Origin of the sequence: Streptomyces sp. CBMA156 (assembly GCF_014596515.1) — a bacterium.
In the GTDB taxonomy this organism is placed as follows: Bacteria; Actinomycetota; Actinomycetes; order Streptomycetales; family Streptomycetaceae; genus Kitasatospora.
Map to the genome: position 1 here is coordinate 47,893 of NZ_MSJQ01000277.1, position 15,671 is coordinate 63,563.

13 protein-coding genes and 1 pseudogene are annotated in these 15,671 nt (G+C 72.3%); 7 read left to right on the plus strand and 7 right to left on the minus strand.

Going from position 1 to position 15,671, the window contains the following annotated elements:
* The first annotated feature begins 3 nt into the window (after positions 1-3).
* Positions 4-2,025 carry an SPFH domain-containing protein gene (locus BU198_RS23540; RefSeq protein WP_188298855.1) on the plus strand — a complete coding sequence of 674 codons (2,022 nt, stop codon included), beginning with the start codon at positions 4-6 and terminating at the stop codon, positions 2,023-2,025.
* Between the two features lie 193 nt (positions 2,026-2,218).
* A complete protein-coding gene (locus tag BU198_RS43905; protein WP_188298856.1) occupies positions 2,219-3,580 on the plus strand; it encodes a M48 family metallopeptidase in 1,362 nt (453 codons plus the stop codon).
* A 98-nt stretch (positions 3,581-3,678) separates the two neighbouring features.
* Here BU198_RS43905 and BU198_RS23550 read toward each other — a convergent pair whose 3' ends face one another.
* Entirely contained in the window at positions 3,679-4,302 is a 624-nt protein-coding gene (locus tag BU198_RS23550) for a helicase associated domain-containing protein (protein ID WP_188298857.1), read from the minus strand.
* 220 nt (positions 4,303-4,522) lie between these two features.
* Here BU198_RS23550 and BU198_RS23555 point away from each other — a divergent pair, with 220 nt between their 5' ends.
* Positions 4,523-4,798 carry a hypothetical protein gene (locus tag BU198_RS23555; protein ID WP_188298858.1) on the plus strand — a complete coding sequence of 92 codons (276 nt, stop codon included), beginning with the start codon at positions 4,523-4,525 and terminating at the stop codon, positions 4,796-4,798.
* On the opposite strand, the gene BU198_RS23560 is transcribed toward BU198_RS23555, so the two are convergent.
* The 5 genes from BU198_RS23560 to BU198_RS23580 all read right to left on the minus strand — a co-directional run bounded on the left by BU198_RS23560 (position 4,792) and on the right by BU198_RS23580 (position 10,861).
* Complete coding sequence (locus tag BU198_RS23560; RefSeq protein WP_188298859.1) at positions 4,792-5,445, minus strand: response regulator; 654 nt, start codon at positions 5,443-5,445, stop codon at positions 4,792-4,794. The two genes, BU198_RS23555 and BU198_RS23560, sit on opposite strands and share 7 nt — an antisense overlap.
* 4 nt (positions 5,446-5,449) lie before the next feature.
* A complete protein-coding gene (locus tag BU198_RS23565; RefSeq protein ID WP_188298860.1) occupies positions 5,450-6,637 on the minus strand; it encodes a sensor histidine kinase in 1,188 nt (395 codons plus the stop codon).
* Positions 6,638-6,642: 5 nt separating this feature from the next.
* Positions 6,643-8,841, minus strand: coding sequence for an MMPL family transporter (locus BU198_RS23570; protein WP_188298861.1), 2,199 nt, complete (start codon positions 8,839-8,841; stop codon positions 6,643-6,645).
* Between the two features lie 149 nt (positions 8,842-8,990).
* The gene (locus BU198_RS23575) at positions 8,991-9,767 is read right to left on the minus strand and encodes a MerR family transcriptional regulator (protein WP_188298862.1); all 777 of its coding nucleotides are present in this window, start codon (positions 9,765-9,767) and stop codon (positions 8,991-8,993) included.
* Positions 9,764-10,861: a serine hydrolase domain-containing protein gene (locus BU198_RS23580; protein WP_188298863.1), complete on the minus strand. Its 1,098-nt coding sequence runs from the start codon at positions 10,859-10,861 to the stop codon at positions 9,764-9,766. The genes BU198_RS23575 and BU198_RS23580 overlap by 4 nt, the downstream gene beginning before the upstream one ends.
* Positions 10,862-11,111: 250 nt before the next feature.
* On the opposite strand from BU198_RS23580, the gene BU198_RS23585 reads away from it, so the two are divergent.
* The 4 genes and pseudogenes from BU198_RS23585 to BU198_RS43420 all read left to right on the plus strand — a co-directional run.
* Positions 11,112-11,633: a SigE family RNA polymerase sigma factor gene (locus BU198_RS23585; protein WP_188298867.1), complete on the plus strand. Its 522-nt coding sequence runs from the start codon at positions 11,112-11,114 to the stop codon at positions 11,631-11,633.
* Positions 11,630-12,550, plus strand: a complete 921-nt coding sequence (locus BU198_RS23590; protein WP_188298864.1) for a hypothetical protein — start codon at positions 11,630-11,632, stop codon at positions 12,548-12,550. The genes BU198_RS23585 and BU198_RS23590 overlap by 4 nt, the downstream gene beginning before the upstream one ends.
* A gap of 336 nt (positions 12,551-12,886) precedes the next feature.
* Positions 12,887-13,597 carry a serine hydrolase gene (locus tag BU198_RS43415; RefSeq protein ID WP_317620281.1) on the plus strand — a complete coding sequence of 237 codons (711 nt, stop codon included), beginning with the start codon at positions 12,887-12,889 and terminating at the stop codon, positions 13,595-13,597.
* 16 nt (positions 13,598-13,613) lie between these two features.
* Positions 13,614-13,994, plus strand: a pseudogene (locus tag BU198_RS43420) (phosphotransferase-like protein); the annotation flags it as partial.
* Positions 13,995-14,361: 367 nt separating this feature from the next.
* Here the strand turns inward: BU198_RS43420 and BU198_RS23600 are convergent.
* Positions 14,362-15,495 carry a hypothetical protein gene (locus tag BU198_RS23600; protein ID WP_223244831.1) on the minus strand — a complete coding sequence of 378 codons (1,134 nt, stop codon included), beginning with the start codon at positions 15,493-15,495 and terminating at the stop codon, positions 14,362-14,364.
* Positions 15,496-15,671 lie beyond the last annotated feature (176 nt).

A 15,671-nucleotide genomic window follows, 5' to 3' on the forward strand; every position in this document is an offset into this window, starting at 1 on the left:
CCGGTGAAGTGGGCGAACCGGGCGGATCTGGCGATCTACCTGGTCGGGTCCCTGGCGGCGCTGTGCTCGCTGGCCGTCTGCGCCCGGCTGGCGCTCTACATCCACGCGTCGGTGAACGTCTTCGGCATCGTCGCTTTCGCCCCCCGCGTCAAACGGAAGATGGACGCGCTCAACAGGGACGGGAAAGAGCCCTCCACCTGGGGCTGTCTCCCCCTCTTCCTCCTGATCAACATCACCGCCACGGAGGTCTGGCACATGGGTACCGTGATCGTCGTTCTCCTGCTCCTGGCGGTCGCCGGTGTCGTCGGCCGGCTCGTTCTCCATCACGTGCCGCCCGGCCACATCGGCATCGTGCGGCGCCGGTCCGGCCCGGCTCATCCGGATTTCCCGCAGGTCACCCCGTACTCCACCCACGGGGTGCTCGCCCGCACGCTCCTGCCCGGGCGCCACTGGATGTCACCGTTCGTCTACGAGGTCCGGGTCGTTCCCCGGACGCAGGTGCCGGAGAACAAGATCGGCCTGGTCACGGCGAAGGAGGGCCGGACGCGGTCGGGGAACCGGGCGCTGGCACGGCCGGTGCCCTGCGACGACTTCCAGGACGGTGTGCACTTCCTGCTGAACGGCGGGGAACAGGGCACACAGGTCGGCGTGCTGGCCGGCGGACAGTCCTACTCCATCAACACGGAGCTGTTCCAGGTGAGGCTGGTGGACCGGGTCCACGTTCCGACGGGCACCATCGGCCTGGTCGACGCGAGGGCCGGCGGGAACCGGCGGCCCGGGGCGCTGTTCGGCCCTCATGTGGAGTGCGACGACTTCCAGGACGGCGAACGGTTCCTCGCCGGCGGCGGCCAGCAGGGCAAGCAGCTCGCCATCCTCCAGGGCGGCGCCTACTACGACATCAACCCGGCCCTGTTCGACGTCATCACCACGCACAACGTGGGGATGCGCGGCGGACCGCTGGAAGAACGGCACCTGCAACAGATCGCCATTCCCGCCGACCAGACCGGCGTGGTGATCACGCTCGACGGCGCGGGCCCGGGCGAGGACGACCAGGTGGGACCACAGGTGCCGGGCCATGAGGGGTTCCACCTGCCATGGGTGTTCCTGCGCAACGGCGGCCGCCGGGGGGTGCAGGACGAAACCCTGCCCGGGGGAACGGTCTCCGCGCTCAACCCGTACTTCGTCCGCGTCATGCTGGTCCCGACGCACCTCCTCGCCCTGGAATGGGATGAGAAGACGCCCGCGGAGCAACAGAACTACGACGTGCATCTGGGGAGGATCACGGCCACCGTGCAGGGCTACCGGCTGTTCGTGGACGTGAAGCAGCTCATCCGGATTCCCGCCCAGTCCGCTCCCGGGCTGGTCAGGAGGAACGGCGGAGCCCAGATCTCGGACATCGGCGGCCTCGACTGCAACCGGCTGCCCGTCCAGCGGTTCGTGCAACGTGTGCTGGGCGCCATCGTCACCACGTACTTCAGCCAGATCGCCACCGCGTCGACCGTGCTGGAGTTCCTGAAGAACTACCGTGACACCCGGCTCGAACTCGCCACCCTGGTGGAGAACGAACTCCGTGACTGGGGAGTGGAGCCCAAGGGCACCCACCTGGGCATGTTCCGGGCGGAGGACGAGAGGCTCAACGAGATGCTCAAGCGGACGGCCGACGAGGAGATGGAGAGCGAGAAGCTCGCGCTGCAACTGGAGAACGCGGAACGCGAGGACGCGATCGACCAGGTGCGGGTGGAAGCGCAGAGGCGGCGTGTGCAGCTGGAACTGGAGGCCGAGATCCAGCTCCTCGGCCTGGAGAACGTCATGGTGCTCAAGATGCTCCGGGAGATCGCCCAGGCGCCCGTTCCGCAGATCGTCAGCGGGGGCGACCTCTCCGCGTTCCTCGAAACACTGCCGATCACCCGCCTCGACGGGCTGATGGACCGGATGCGCACCCTGCACACGGGAACCCGGACCGCGAGCGCGGAGCGGCCCTCGCTCCCCGAAGCGCAGGACGGCGAGGCCGGGAAGAAGGAATGAGACGCGCCGCCGGCGAGACCGACACCGAGGCGTCCGGCAGGCGCCACCTGAACGAGCGTCACAGGCGACGGGCGACCGCCCGGTCAGCGCCACCTGCCCGACCGGCAGGCGGCAGCACGACGGGGAACGGGCATGGTCACGATACGAATACCCCCCTGCCCACCGGCGCCCCGGCCCGCCATCATGATCAACCGTGTCCACCTACCCCAAGCCGCCCGCCGCGGCGTCCGCCCACAGGCCCGTCCACAGGCCCGTCCACGGTTCGCCGTGCCCGCGCTGCGTCGCCCCCCTGACCGACGACCCGCGCTTCCTCGTCTGGTGCCCGGCCTGCGACTGGAACCTCGTGCCCGGCGAGAACGACGCCCCCGAGCCCACCCGGCGCGAGCGGGCCGCGGTCGCCCGCACCGACCGGCTCTACGAGGAACAGGCCGCCGGGGGCGACTCCCCCACCGCCCGCCGGGACTGGCTGCTGGCCTCCGCCGCGGCCGGGGTGGTCCACCTCGTCACCGTCGGCACCTTCGCCCTGGCGCTCTGGCTGCTGATCACCGGGACCGTCGTGCAGCGCTGTGTCGGTGCGGTGGTGCTGGTGATCGCGGTGACCCTGCGGCCGCGGCTCGGCCGGCTGCCGAAGGGCGCGGGCGTGCTCGACCGTGCCGGGGCGCCGGCCCTGTACGGGCTGGCCGACCGGGTGGCCGCCGAGGTCGGCGCCCGCCCGGTGGACGTCATCCAGGTCACCGACGAGTTCAACGCCTCGTACGGGCTGGTCGGGCTGCGCCGCCGGTCGGTGCTGCGGCTCGGCCTGCCGCTCTGGGAGGTACTGGACGACCGGGAGCGGACAGCCCTGCTCGGCCACGAGTTCGGCCACCGGGTCAACGGCGACCGCCGGCGCTCGTTCTGGCTGTACAGCGCCGTCTCGGCGCTCTGGGCCTGGTACGACATGGCCCGCCCGGGCCACGACGGGCCGGTCGTGGGCCGGGACGAGGTCTCGATGCTGGTGCGGCTCGGCGCGGTGTTCGGCCGGCTGGTGCTGCGGGGCGTCGCCTGGGTGCTGTACCAGGGGCTGGTGCTGTTCGACCGGATCACTTCCCGGGCCGGCCAGCAGGCCGAGTACCACTCGGACGTGCTCGCCGCCCGGGTGGCGGGCAGCGAGGCGGCCCGGGGCATGCTCGCGGCGCTGCTGCTGCCCGGCTCGGTGGACACCGCGATCCACCAGATCCGGGCCGAGGAGCGCGGACGGCCCCGGGTCGGCCGCGCCCGGAGCCGCCGGACCGAGGACGCGCCCGCGCCGCCCGCGCCGGACCTGCTCTGGGAACGGGTGCGTGAGCGCCTCGCCTCCGTCCCCGCCGACGAGCGGGAGCGCCTACTGCGGCTCAGTGCTCGTGACCGGTCCGCCGTGGACGGCTCCCACCCGCCGACCCACCTGCGGATCGCCCTGGCCGCCCGCGTCGGGGACAGGGACGCCGCCGTCACCGTCACCCCCGCCGTGGGCGCCTCGATCGCCGCCGAGCTGGCGCCGCACCGCGCCCGGATCGCCGCCGAGCTGCTGGCCGGCTGACAAGGCGGGCCGACGACGCAGCGCCGTGCCACCGTGGTGCGGTTCGAGGGCCGCGACAGCGACGAGGTGGCCGCCAGCCCTCGCCGCCGCGCTCACCCTCAAAGGGCACCGGGTCCTGACCATCCACGCTGCCCGGCCCCGCATGCCGCTCGTCCGCAGCAGTCGGCCCCGCCCGGACCAGCCCGCACCTGAGGTCTCCACGGTCGAGCGCCGGCCACCGAAGGCGGGGCCTCGGCGGCGGTGGCCAGGATTTCGGTGGCGTGAGCGTCGAGCGCGTCGCCGCATTCCCACTGGGCGTACCAGGAGACCCTGAGCGACTGGATGGCAGGTGTGGTCATTCGTCTCCTCCGGGAAGTGAGCCCGTCCCGGCCTGGGTGGGCCGGGACGGCGGGGAACGGGTTGGTCAGCCGGCGGCGCATCCAGGCGCCCACCGCGTAGTCGTCCAGCTTGGCGGTGGCGGGGATGGCGAGGTGGCCGTGCCGGAGGTGGAACACCGCGGCGACCGCGTGCATCCGCTGCCACACGACCGCGCGCGGGTTGAACGCCCGCAGCTTGACGGTCTGGAGGATCAGCGCCGCGTGCCGGCGAGCGTTGATCTTGAGCCACTCGACCGGCGACTCGACCAGGGCCGGCTGCTGCTCGCCCTCGGCCGACTGGGCCGCGGTGGTGTGCGCGGTGCCCTGGGAGCGCTGGGCGCGCAGTTCGGTGATCCGGCCGACCACCCGGGCGCGTGCGCCGCGAGCGCCCGCAGGACGCGCCAGATCGTGCGGGAGGAGGAGGCTTCGATCTCGGTGTCGGCCTCTCTGCCGCCTGAATCTCGGCGAACGTGGCGTACGCAGTGGAGCGGTCGACCGGGGCCAGGGCCATCTCCCCGGCGGTGAAGCAGCTGCCCGTAACGCGGCGCGGCGCACGCCCGGTGACGGATAGCCGGCACGAGCCGGTATGCCGGGGACTGCGGGCCTGGTGCTCGGTGCGCGGGGCGGCGAACGCGCTGCGCTGGTCTCCGGCGAGGGCGGCGGTCCAGGCCTGGCGGGCGGAGGTGAGGGAGCGGGCGCGCGGGGAGTCGCCGAGGGCGGCCTGCTGCCCGCCCGCCCCTGCGGCGCGGCAAGCGGCCTCGCCGGTACGGGCCGTGGGCTCCTTCGCCCGCTCGGCGCCGGGCTCGGGAAGGTCGGCGGGTTCACCGAACGCGACGCCTCCGGCCGGCGCCGGCGTCAGTGACGCCTGTTCAGCAGCCCGCGTTCGAGGGCTACGACCACCGCGTGGGTGCGGTCCCTGACGTCGAGCTTGGCGAAGACCCGCAGCAGGTGGGTCTTCACCGTGGCCTCCGCGATGACCAGCCGCCGGCCGATCTCCGCGTTGGACAACCCGTCGGCGACCGCGCTCAGTACGTCCGCCTCCCGCGTGGTCAGAGCCACCGGAGCGGGCTGCCGCATGCGCGCGACCAGCCGCTCCGCGACCCTCGGGGCCAGGACGGTCTCGCCGCGGGACGCGGACCGGATGGCGTCGACGAGCTGGTCACGCGTGGTGTCCTTGAGCAGGTAGCCGATCGCACCGGCCTCGACCGCGCGCTCGATCTCCGCGTCGGTGTCGTACGTGGTGAGGATCAGTACCCGGGTCCCCGGGTGGCGGGCGACGATCTCGGCGGTGGCACTCGCCCCGTCGAGGACCGGCATCCGCAGATCGATCAGTGCCACATCGGGCTTCAGGAGTTCGACGAGTTCGACGGCCGCGCGGCCGTCGCCGCCCTCGCCGACGATGTCGATGGTGGGTTCCGAAGCCAGCAGGGCGACGACCCCGGCGCGCATGACCGTGTGGTCGTCGACCACGATGATGCGCAGGCCTTCCGGTTCCGTTCGGGCTGTCATGTCGTCACACCTGACTGTTCGTGGGAATCACGGCGAGAACGCGGGTGCCGTCGCCGGGGGAACTGGTGACGGTGAGTTCGCCGCCGAGTTCGGCGAGGCGGTTGCGCATGCCGTTGAGCCCGAAGCCGGCGGAGTCCTCGACCACGAAGCCCCTGCCGTCGTCGGTTATCTCCAGTTCGACGCCGTACGCGGACGCGGTGAGGACGATCTCCACCGCGGAGGCGGCCGCGTGCTTGCGGACGTTGGCCAGGGACTCCTGGGTGCAGCGCAGGAGCGCGATCCGGGTCGGCTGGTCGCACTCGACGTCCGGCAGGTCCGCGGTGACGGTGAGCCCCGTGTCCTCGGTGAACCGGTCCAGGGTCCGGCGCAGGGCCCCCGCGACCGAGCCGAGGGCGGGACCGCTCTGCGGGGCGGAGCCGACGAGTACCCGCGCCTCGGCGAAGTTCTCGCGTGCGGTGTTCTCGATCGAGAGCAGTTGCCGGGCGCTCCTTCCCGGGTCCGTGTCGAGGCCGGAACGGGCCGCCTCCGCCAGCACGATGATGGAGGCGAAGCCCTGGGCGAGGGTGTCGTGGATCTCCCGTGCGAGCCGCTCGCGCTCCTCCGTGGCCCCCCGGCGCTTGTGCGCCTCGGCCAGGCTCCGTTGGGCGCTCTCCAACTCGCAGGCCAGGCGGCGGGCGCGCTCGTCGCTCTGCTCGACGATTCGGACCACCCCCAGTCCGAGCAGCACGCTCACCGTGTAGCCGATGAGGGTGAAGACGATGTTGCCGGTGGAGAAGTCCTCCACGTGCCGGCTCTGATGGCGGATGATGCCGGCGACGGTGGCCGCGGCGGCGGCGCCGCTGAACGCGATCGAGTACCGCGGGCTCCTGGCGAAGAGCCAGAACTGCGGGAGCGAGACGATGAACAGCGCCGCTCCGTCGCCACGCAGGAGGGACAGCGCGCCCAGACCGAGCACGAGCAGGCCCAGGAAGATGTGGGGGCGCAGCACGGGATTGCGAGGGAAGGCCGCCACGGTCGCGTAGCCGAGGGCGATCACGGCCGCCAGCGCGAACGACCAGTACTTCGTCGTCCCGTCGTCGTTCAGCGCGGAGACGACCGGGGGGCACACGCCCAGGATCACCCAGGCAGCTGCGTACCACCGGCGGAGGATCCGTATGCGGAACCGGTCGCCCGGCTGCGGCCGTTGAATCATGATCGTCAGCCTACGTTCTGCGGCAGTCCGTCCGCGGGGACGGCGGCATGGGCCCGCCGCGCCGGACGCAGCGGCCACCACGCCCGCTCACCGAGGAGGATCAGGAGCGAGGGCAGGACCATGAGCCGGATGACGACGGCGTCCAGCAGGACGGCCACCGCCAGGCAGAAGCCCATCTGCTTCATCTCGGTGAGGTGCAGGGCGACGAAGGCACCGAACACCGTCACCATCACGATCGCCGCGCTGGTCACCACCTTGGCCGACCGGCTGATGCCGTCCAGTACCGCCGCGCGGGCCGGCATGCCGTTGCGCATGGCCTCCTGTATCCGGCTGACCACGAAGACCTGGTAGTCCATCGACAGGCCGAAGAGGATCACGAAGAGGAACAGCGGTACCCGGGACGCGATGGCACCGAGGGAGTGGAAGGCCAGGAGGTCCTCTGCCCATGTCCCCTGGAAGAACGCGACCAGCAGGCCGAGCGAGGCCCCGGCGGACAGCAGGTTGAGTGCCACGCCGATCAGGCCGATGACGACCGAGCGGAACGCCCACACGGTCATCGCGAAGGTCGCCAGCAGCAGGAACCCGATGACCAGCGGCAGCTTGCCGTTCTCGTGGTCCACGTAGTCGCGGCCCCGGGCCACGTCACCGCTCACCCCCGTCTCCACGCCGGACAGCCTGCCGACCGTGGCGGGCAGGTAGTCGTCACGGATGTGGTCGAGGGACTGGATCGCCTGGGCGGAGGGCGCGGGGAACGGGACGGCCAGCTCCAGCACGCTGACCCGGCCGTCGGCCGACGTGCGCACCGTGGGCTCGGTGTCCCCGGCGAACAGCGGGTCGGCCCGCGTCCGTCGGCCGAGGTCCGCCAGGGCATGCCGCACCTGGGCGGCCCGGTCCGGAGTGGAGCGGGCGACGACCGCGTGCTTGACCAGGAGTTCCGGGAAGGCCGTGGTCAGCCGGTCGTGGACCTGCATGGCCGGGATGTCGCGGGAGAAGGTGTCCTTGCCCGGGTCGACGAGCTTCAGGCCGAGCGCGGGCGCCGCCAGGGCGAGCATGATCAGCGTTGATGCGCACAGTGTGAGGGCGGGGTGCTTGTGCGCGGGTCGCAGCAGGGCGCCGAACACCCGGCCCGTCTCGGCTGCCGCACGCTCGGTACGGACCGGCTTGCCGCGGGCCGCGCGGCGGGCCGTACGGAGTTCGGTCCGGTGGCCGATCTTCACCAGGAGTGCGGGAAGTACGGTCAGGGAGCTGACCACGGCAACCGCCACGACCAGGATCGTGCCCGTCGCGAGCGAGGAGAAGATGACGTCCGTGGCCAGGTACAGGGTCGCGGTGGAGACGATCACGGCGAGACCGGAGACCACGATGGCCCGGCCGGCGGTCGCCGCCGCCAGCTCCACCAGGGCCTCGGAACCGAGCCGCCCCCCGGCGCGGGCCCGTTCCTCGCGTTCGCGCTTGAGGTAGAAGAGCGTGTAGTCGACGCCCACGGCCAGGCCGATGAGCAGGATCATGTTGGTCCCGACACCGGGGTCGGGCAGGACATGGGACGCGATCATGGACAGCCCCAGGGCGGCGGCGATCGAGGAGAGCGCGAGCAGCAGCGGCACACCGGCCATGACCACCGATCCGAAGACGATCAGCAGTGTGATGAGCGTGACCGGCAGGGTGATGCGCTCGGAGAGCGCGAGGTCCTTCCCTCGCTGGTCGTTGACGCCCTTGCTGATCGATGGGGAGCCGGTCTCCTCCACGATCAGGTCCGGGTGGCCGTCGCGAACCTTCGCCGTCTGCGCGAGGAGCGGGATGACGTTCTTCTTGCCGTCCAGCTCGGGGCCGTTCAGGACCACCGGGACCCTGACGACCTGGCCGTCCCTGGAGCGGACCGGCGCCGCCACGCTGTCCACCTCGGGAAGCTTCCGCATCCGCTCGGTGAGTTCCTGCGCCGCCGAGGCGGCGGCGGCCGTGTCCAGCGGCCCGGACCTGGCGTGGATGATGATCTGCTCGGTCGGCCGCTGCTGCATGCCGCCCGCGGTCGCGATCGCCTCGGCCCGCCCCGCCTCACCGACCCGGTAGTCCTCGGTCGTGGCTTCGTGGGAGCCGACCGTGACGCCGGCAGCGAGGCACAGGATGACGAACGCGAACCAGCCGGCGATCGCGCGCCACGCGTGCCGGGCGCTCCATCGGGCCATCCGCACAGGGAGTTGACTCATACCCGAGATCCTGGTCGGCCGGGGGCGGAGCCCGACACGCCCGGCCGGTTGAACCTTGGGTCCACCGTTCGGTGGACAGCGGGGAGCGGGGAGCGGCGCAGCGGCGCAGCGGCGACGGCCCGCCGGGGGCGGTACGGCAGGACGTTCCGTCAGCGGTGCGGGATCGGTACGCCCGCGGCCCGGAGCTTGGCCTCGGTGAGCGCGGTCAGCCGGGCCGCGACCGGCGCCTGGTCCCCGCGGTGGTTGTTGATCAGCCTGTACTGGGCGGAAGCCCTGGACCATGCCCGCAGGCCGGCGCGGTCTCCCTGCAACGCGGGGTTGGCGAGGTAGCGCTCGGCCATGGCGGTCGCGAGTTCTTCGATTCTCGGGTCGTCCGGCTCCCAGTTCTCCGCCTCCCGGCCGCGCTTGATCAGGTCGACGTGCTCGGGGTCGTCCAGTCCGTGTTCGAGTCGGGTCAGGAAGCCGTCGAAGCCCTCCGGAACCAGCGCCCTGGCCAGCACCAGTGCCTCGCGTTGTGCGGCCACGTAGTCGGGGCTGAAGCCGAGGCCGGGCATCCGGTCCAGGATCGCGCAGGCACGGTCGGGCAACAGGGCCCGGTCGCCGTCGGCGAGCCGGTGCAGTGTGTCGCGGCGGGCGATCAACTCGTCGATGCGCCAGGTGAGTTGCCGCCCGACGTCGGCGAGAGCGGCGCCGAACTGCTCGACGCCGGCGCCGAGCATGGGGCCGACCTCGGCCAGCGGCACACCCGCGGCAGCCAGCGTCCGTACCTGCACCAGCCGCAACAACTCGCCGGACCCGTACCGCCGGTAGCCGGAGCTGTCACGTTCCGGCTCCGCGACCAGGCCGAGCTTGTGATAGTGCCGCACCGTCTTCACCGTGACGCCGACGAACGCCGCCGCCTGCCCGATCGTGACCCCGTTCCTCATCCGCCCAGCCTGCCGCAGAACACCTCGTCGAGGAAGCGCTGCTGGGCACTCCGGAAGGCCGGTGCCACGGCCATGTCGGCGTCGTCCACCCAGGTCAGCCCGGCGGTCAGTGTCCTGCCACCGTCGGCCGTGCCGTACATCAGCGCCGCCGAGCCCATGACGGCGCCGTGGTGGTGGAAGACGGTGCCGCCGTCCGTCTCCTGTGCGAACACCCCCAGGCCGTAGCCGGCCGTCGGCTCCGGTGTGCGCATCTCGGCCAGCAGGGCGGCCGGCAGGAGCTTGCCTCCCATCAGTGCGGAGAAGTAGGTGTGGAGATCCTTGGTGGTCGAGATCATGTCGCCGCCGGCCCCCACCCAGGACGGGTTCTGGCGGGTGACGTCGACGGTCCGCTGCTGCCCGGCGTCCTCGTAGCGGTAGTAGCCGTGGTTGTGCGGCTCGGGGATCTCCGGCGAGGTGCCCGGCGCCACGGTGCCGGTCATCTCCAGCGGCCCGAGGACCAGCCGCCGCAACTCCTCGGCGAACGAACGACCGGTGACCTTCTCGACCACCAGCCGGGCCAGCACGTAGTTGGTGTTCGCGTAGCTCCAGCCCGCACCCGGCGCGAACCGCGCCGGCCTGGACAACGACAGCCGCACCAGCTCTTCGGGCCGGTAGGTCCTGAAGCGGGCGTCCACCCACTCCTTGCCCCGCCAGGGCACCCCCGGCACGATCGTCCCGTCCTCGTAGAGCTCGCCGGTGTGGTTGAAGATCCCGCTGGTGTGCTGCAGCAGCATCCGCACCGTGATCCGCCGGTCCGGCCCGAACTCCGGCAGGTAGTCGGCGACCGGGGCGTCCAGCCCGATCCTGCCCTCGGCCACCAGCATGAGCACCGAGGTGGCGACGAAGTTCTTGGTGGTGCTGCCGATGCGGAAGTGACCGTCGGTCAGCGGCCTGGTGCTCCCGCCCAGCTCGCGCGCGCCGGCGCTGCCGACCCACTCGCCCCGCTCGTCGTTCACCCGTAGCTGGATTCCGGTGAAACCGGCCTCGACCAGCTCCTCGATCGCCTTCCGCAGCTCCGGACGGTCCTGCTCCTGGCCGGAAACAGCAGTGTGCATGGTGGCTCGCTCCTTCGTGTCGCCGTGTCGGTCCCGGCGTCCTGCCGGTGTGCTGAGCCTCCACCCTGACCCAGGGTCAACCTCAACTGTGGCCTGGACCACAGCGGAAGCCTGCCGCGGCGGATAACGCTTGCGTCACGACCGGAGATCGCGTGCAGCAGTCGCGAGTCGGGCTCCGTCTGGTTGGGCGGGGGAGCCAAGGGGGCTTCGGGAGAGGCGAAGATGCTCAAGGGACACGAGCCGGGTGACCATGCGGACCGCTGACGTCCCCGCCTTCACGGCATTCGTGCACGCGCGGTCGCCGGCCCTCTTCAGGACCGCGCTACTGCTCACCGGCGAGCGTCATGTGGCCGACGATCTGGTGCAGTCCACGCTGGAGCAGGTCTGTCGGCACTGGCGCCGGATTCGCTCGGCCGACGCACCGGAGGCCTATGCGCGCCGGATCCTGGTGAACCTCGTCAACGACCGCTGGCGCAAGCTGCGCGGGCGTGTGGAAGTGCCTCTGGACGACGGAATCGGGGACGGGTACGTCGATCCGTACAAGGGGCTCGTGGTCCGCGACGAGTTGATGCGCGAGCTGCAGTGCCTGCCGGTCGGCATGCGCACCGTCCTGGTGCTGCGGTACTTCGAAGACCTCGACGACGCGGAGATCGGCCACTTGATGAACATCTCGGCCGGCTCGGTCCGGTCCCAGGCGGCCCGGGGCCTGTCGAAACTCCGGTCGGCCGTCGATGCACGGGCACTGCCCACACCGTCGGGAGGGGTGGCGTGAAGGACTACGACCTGGAGGAGGAGCTGGCCGCGGCCATGCTCGACCGTTCACGGCAGGAACCGCCGCGCGGCTACGACGTCGACGACCTCATCGGGTCGATACGGCGGCGCCGTCGGCGCCTGCGGGCAGGTGCGGCGGCGGCCGTGGTGATCGTGGCCCTGGGCGCCGGCTTCGCGTCCCGAGCGGATCACGACCGCGCCTCGGTGCCCGTACAGGCGTCGACCGCGTCGCGTGCCGGCACGCCTCCTTCGTCACCGCCCGTCGGGCCGCCCACGGCTTCGGCCTCGGCCTCGAAGCCGGCCTCCCCTGCCGCCCCGGCCCGGACGGCGAACGCCCTGTTCCTCGCTGCCCTGCGCTACCAGAATCCGGCCACCCGCTCCGAGGTGGATCCGGCAGAGGTGGCGGCGTTGTTCGCCGACGAGTCCACGTACCAAAGGATTTGGGGCGCCGACTCCCGCGGTGTGACCTGCGGCGCCTTGGCCGACGGCGTGCTGGCGGCGGGTGCGGTCCTGCTGTACCGGGGAACCGAACGGCTCGACCGGGCCCCTTCCCTGGGCTTCGACGGGGCCACGGGGAAAGTGACCGACCTGACCTGTGCAACGGTCGCCGGAGACAGCAAGGGGGACGACCCCACGGTCTCCGGCTTCTACGGCGGGCTGGTAGCAGCTGCCAAGTCCGGTGACTCCACGGCGATGGCCAGGCTCGGGAAGCAGTTCGTGACCGAAGACCTTCGATCCGACCAGGGCCAGGGCCCGACCGCCGGCACCTGCTCCTTCACCACTCCCCCTTTCTGGCTCGCCGACAACCCCTCGTCCGGAACTCTCACCCACGGATGGACCGTGAACCTCGGCGGCCACCACGGCTTCCCGATCGAGATCGACGAGGAAGCGAAGATCTCCGGATCCTGCGGCGGGTGAGCCGGCGGTGAGCCGCACCGGCCGCCGCTGAGGCGGACGACACCGGACCGGGCGCGCACGGAGGCCCGCCCGGAAACCCCCGCACGCCCTGACATGACAACAGGCGATGTCCGCGTGCCCGGACGTCGGAAAGCGAGTGCCCGTATGAAGCACCGGACAGCCTTCGTCATACCCCTGCTCGTGGGCGCCGCCATGGCGGCCCACCTCCTGACTCCGGCCCCGGGCCTCGCCGAGGGCGCCCCTCCCGGCCCACCACCGGCGTCGACCCCGTCGGCACCGGACACCCTCTCCGGGCAAGAGCCCGCCACCGCGGGTGCGACAACGCCGGAGCAGGCCGTGCGCCTCGCGCTCGACAGGCTCGGGGTGCACCACGGCCGGTACGCTCTCGCCGTCGAGGACCTCACCTCGGGACGCTCGGCCGCCTACGGTTCGTCCACCGGGACCTTCACCTCCGCGAGCATCATCAAAGTCGACATCCTGGCCGCCCTGCTGCTGCAGACACAGGACCGCGGGGGCCGACTCAGCTCCGCTCAGCGACAGCTGGCCTCCGACATGATCCGCGTCAGCGACAACGACGCGGCGCAGAAGCTCTGGATCGACATCGGCAGACGCCGAGGTCTGGACGCGGCCAACGCCCGGCTCGGACTCACCCCGGCCCACGCCGGCCAGAGCGGACCCTGGGGACTGACCCGGACCACGGCCGGTGACCAGATCTCCCTCCTGAAGGCCGTGTTCACACAGGACTCCCCCTTGGACGCCGCCTCCCGGTCGTACCTGCGGACCCTCATGAGCGCCATCACCGACGGACAGAACTGGGGCGTCGGCGCGGCGGGAACGCCCGGCGACCTGCCCGTACTCAAGAACGGCTGGCTCCCGGACGGGACGCCTCAGCCATGGGTCGTCAACAGCATGGGCATCGTCGAACGCGCGGGACACACGCTGCTCGTCGTCGTGCTCACCGACGGTCAGCCCACGCGGGAGGCCGGCATCGCGCTCATCGAGCAGGCCGCGGCGACCGCGGTCGAGACGCTGGTACGCACCCCCTGACAACCGGGCTTCGGAGGCGGGGATCGACATCGGCGCGGACGGCTCGGTGTCGGTGGGGGACGGCTTCCGGGAGCTGGAGGACGCCTGGATGGCGGGGATCGCGGCCATGGTCCGCGCCGGGGCCCGGGTGATCGTGGACGAGGTCTTCCCCGGCGGGTCCGCCTCCCAGCAGCGATGGCAGCGGGCCCTGGCGGGCATCGAGGTGCTCTGGGTCGGTGTGCGGTGCGAGGCGGAGATCGCGGCGTGGCGCGAGGTCACCCGGGGCGATCGGGTCACGGGGATGGCCGAGGCCCAGGCCGAGGCCGTCCACCAGGGGGTGCGCTACGACCTGGAGGTGGACGCGGCCGGTGCCGAGTCCGTGGAGTGCGCGCGGTCGATCGCGGCGCGGCGCGGCTGACCCGCACGGCCCTCCCCTGGGCCGCCGGAAGGACCTGCCACGGCCGCCCCGGCAGGTGATCGCGCTCCGGCCGGCCGCGCACCACGATGACGGACGGAGGCCGGGTGGACGGAGACCGGGTGGACGGCGGGCACCACGTGCGGGACCGCGCTCAGGCAGAGCTCGGCCGCAGTGCCCGGATCCGGTGCGGCGCAGGGCCTCCCCGAGGGCGGGCAGATCGGCCGTCACGCAGTCGTCGACCGCCGCGTCCGACATCTCGGATCTGGTGAACTCGCCTGATCCGCACGGTCCTTGAGGTCCCCTTTGATGGTCAGGGGCGGGCGCGGGCCCGGGGCGGTGGTGCGCCCCGGGCCCGGCCGCCGGCGGGTCAGGACGCCGAGGTGTACGCGGTGAAGAAGCGGGACGGGAGCGGCGAACCGGAGGCGTTGAAGCAGATCGGGTACAGGTTCACCGTGCCGGCGCTGCGGTTCCACGGGGCGGCCAGGGTGCAGTGGTCCGGACCGGGGCCGAAGGCCGTCACCTGCGCGGTGTCCGGGGGCACGGCGATGTTCGGCAGGTTGACGGTGTAGGGGACGGAGCCGGCGAGCGTGTTGGCCGCGCCGGAGGAGTTGAAGCTGGTCGCGGCGGGCACCCCGCCGTTGAACCACAGGTAGCCGTAGGACTTGGGCGGCAGGGCCGGCCCGTGCACGGCCCGCTTCTCCGAGTAGCTCAGCGTCCAGCGGGTGTCGTACAGGACGTTGCCCGCGTTGTAGCAGTTGACGATGACGGTCTGGCCGGTCGGGGACGGCGACCAGTCGGCGACCTTGCAGCGCGCGCCGTTGACCGCGTCGACGGCGGTGACCTCCAGGTTGCCAGCCGGGGTGGACTGGCCCAGGCCCGGCAGCCAGACCTTCCAGACGCCGGTGCCGCCGGAGCCGACGGCGTTGGTGCCACCGGTCGAGTTGTACTGGGCGGCCACCGATCCGGTCGGGTTGGCGAAGACGTAGCCGTAGCCGCCGACGGCCGGGGACGGCACTCCGCTGCTGGTGGTGTAGAGGACGGTGAAGCGGTTGTCCTCGGGCGCCCCGCCCGTGCGGTAGCAGCCGACGGCGACGTCCTGGCCGGAGCCCGCGGTGGCCCAGCCCCTGACCTGGCACCAGGAGCCGGTGCGGGCGACGGCGGTGACGTGCGCGATGCCGCCGGGACCCGCGATCAGCGGGAAGTGCACGACGTAGGAGCCGGTGCCGACCTTGTCGACCTTCACCGGGTTGGAGGCCGGCGAGGGCCAGCTGCCCCACTGGCGGGTGGTGTCGGGGACGTACCCCGGCGACGGCGTCGGGTTGTCGAGGTAGGCGAAGCCCCAGCGGTCGGGGACGGCGGCGTACGCCGGGCCGGTGGCCGGGAGGCCGACGCCCACGAGGGCGGCCAGCACGGCGAGGACGAGCGGCAGGGCGCGGACGGCGCGGAACGCGCGGTCCGCGGGGACGGGTCTGACCGGTGGAACGTCGGTGCCGGCGTGCATGGGCGTACCCCTCGGGTGTGGGTGGTCACGGGCGGCCTGCGCGGTGGTGCCCGCCCTGCTGCTGCGCTCGTGCCCGGGGTGAGCCGGGCACGCGGCGGCCGGCGGGGCGACCGGTCCGTCAGGGAGGGGACCGGTGCCGCCCGGTGCCGGCCGGCAGGGGCGGGGTCGGGGGTCAG

What these genes read in the sequence shown, in the direction of transcription:
- BU198_RS23555 (WP_188298858.1), top strand. Translation starts at nt 4,523, where the DNA reads ATGCCGGGGACTGCGGGCCTGGTGCTCGGTGCGCGGGGCGGCGAACGC.
- BU198_RS23560 (WP_188298859.1), bottom strand. Translation starts at nt 5,445, where the DNA reads ATGACAGCCCGAACGGAACCGGAAGGCCTGCGCATCATCGTGGTCGAC.
- BU198_RS23565 (WP_188298860.1), bottom strand. Translation starts at nt 6,637, where the DNA reads ATGATTCAACGGCCGCAGCCGGGCGACCGGTTCCGCATACGGATCCTC.
- BU198_RS23570 (WP_188298861.1), bottom strand. Translation starts at nt 8,841, where the DNA reads ATGAGTCAACTCCCTGTGCGGATGGCCCGATGGAGCGCCCGGCACGCG.
- BU198_RS23575 (WP_188298862.1), bottom strand. Translation starts at nt 9,767, where the DNA reads ATGAGGAACGGGGTCACGATCGGGCAGGCGGCGGCGTTCGTCGGCGTC.
- BU198_RS23580 (WP_188298863.1), bottom strand. Translation starts at nt 10,861, where the DNA reads ATGCACACTGCTGTTTCCGGCCAGGAGCAGGACCGTCCGGAGCTGCGG.
- BU198_RS23585 (WP_188298867.1), top strand. Translation starts at nt 11,112, where the DNA reads ATGCGGACCGCTGACGTCCCCGCCTTCACGGCATTCGTGCACGCGCGG.
- BU198_RS23600 (WP_223244831.1), bottom strand. Translation starts at nt 15,495, where the DNA reads ATGCACGCCGGCACCGACGTTCCACCGGTCAGACCCGTCCCCGCGGAC.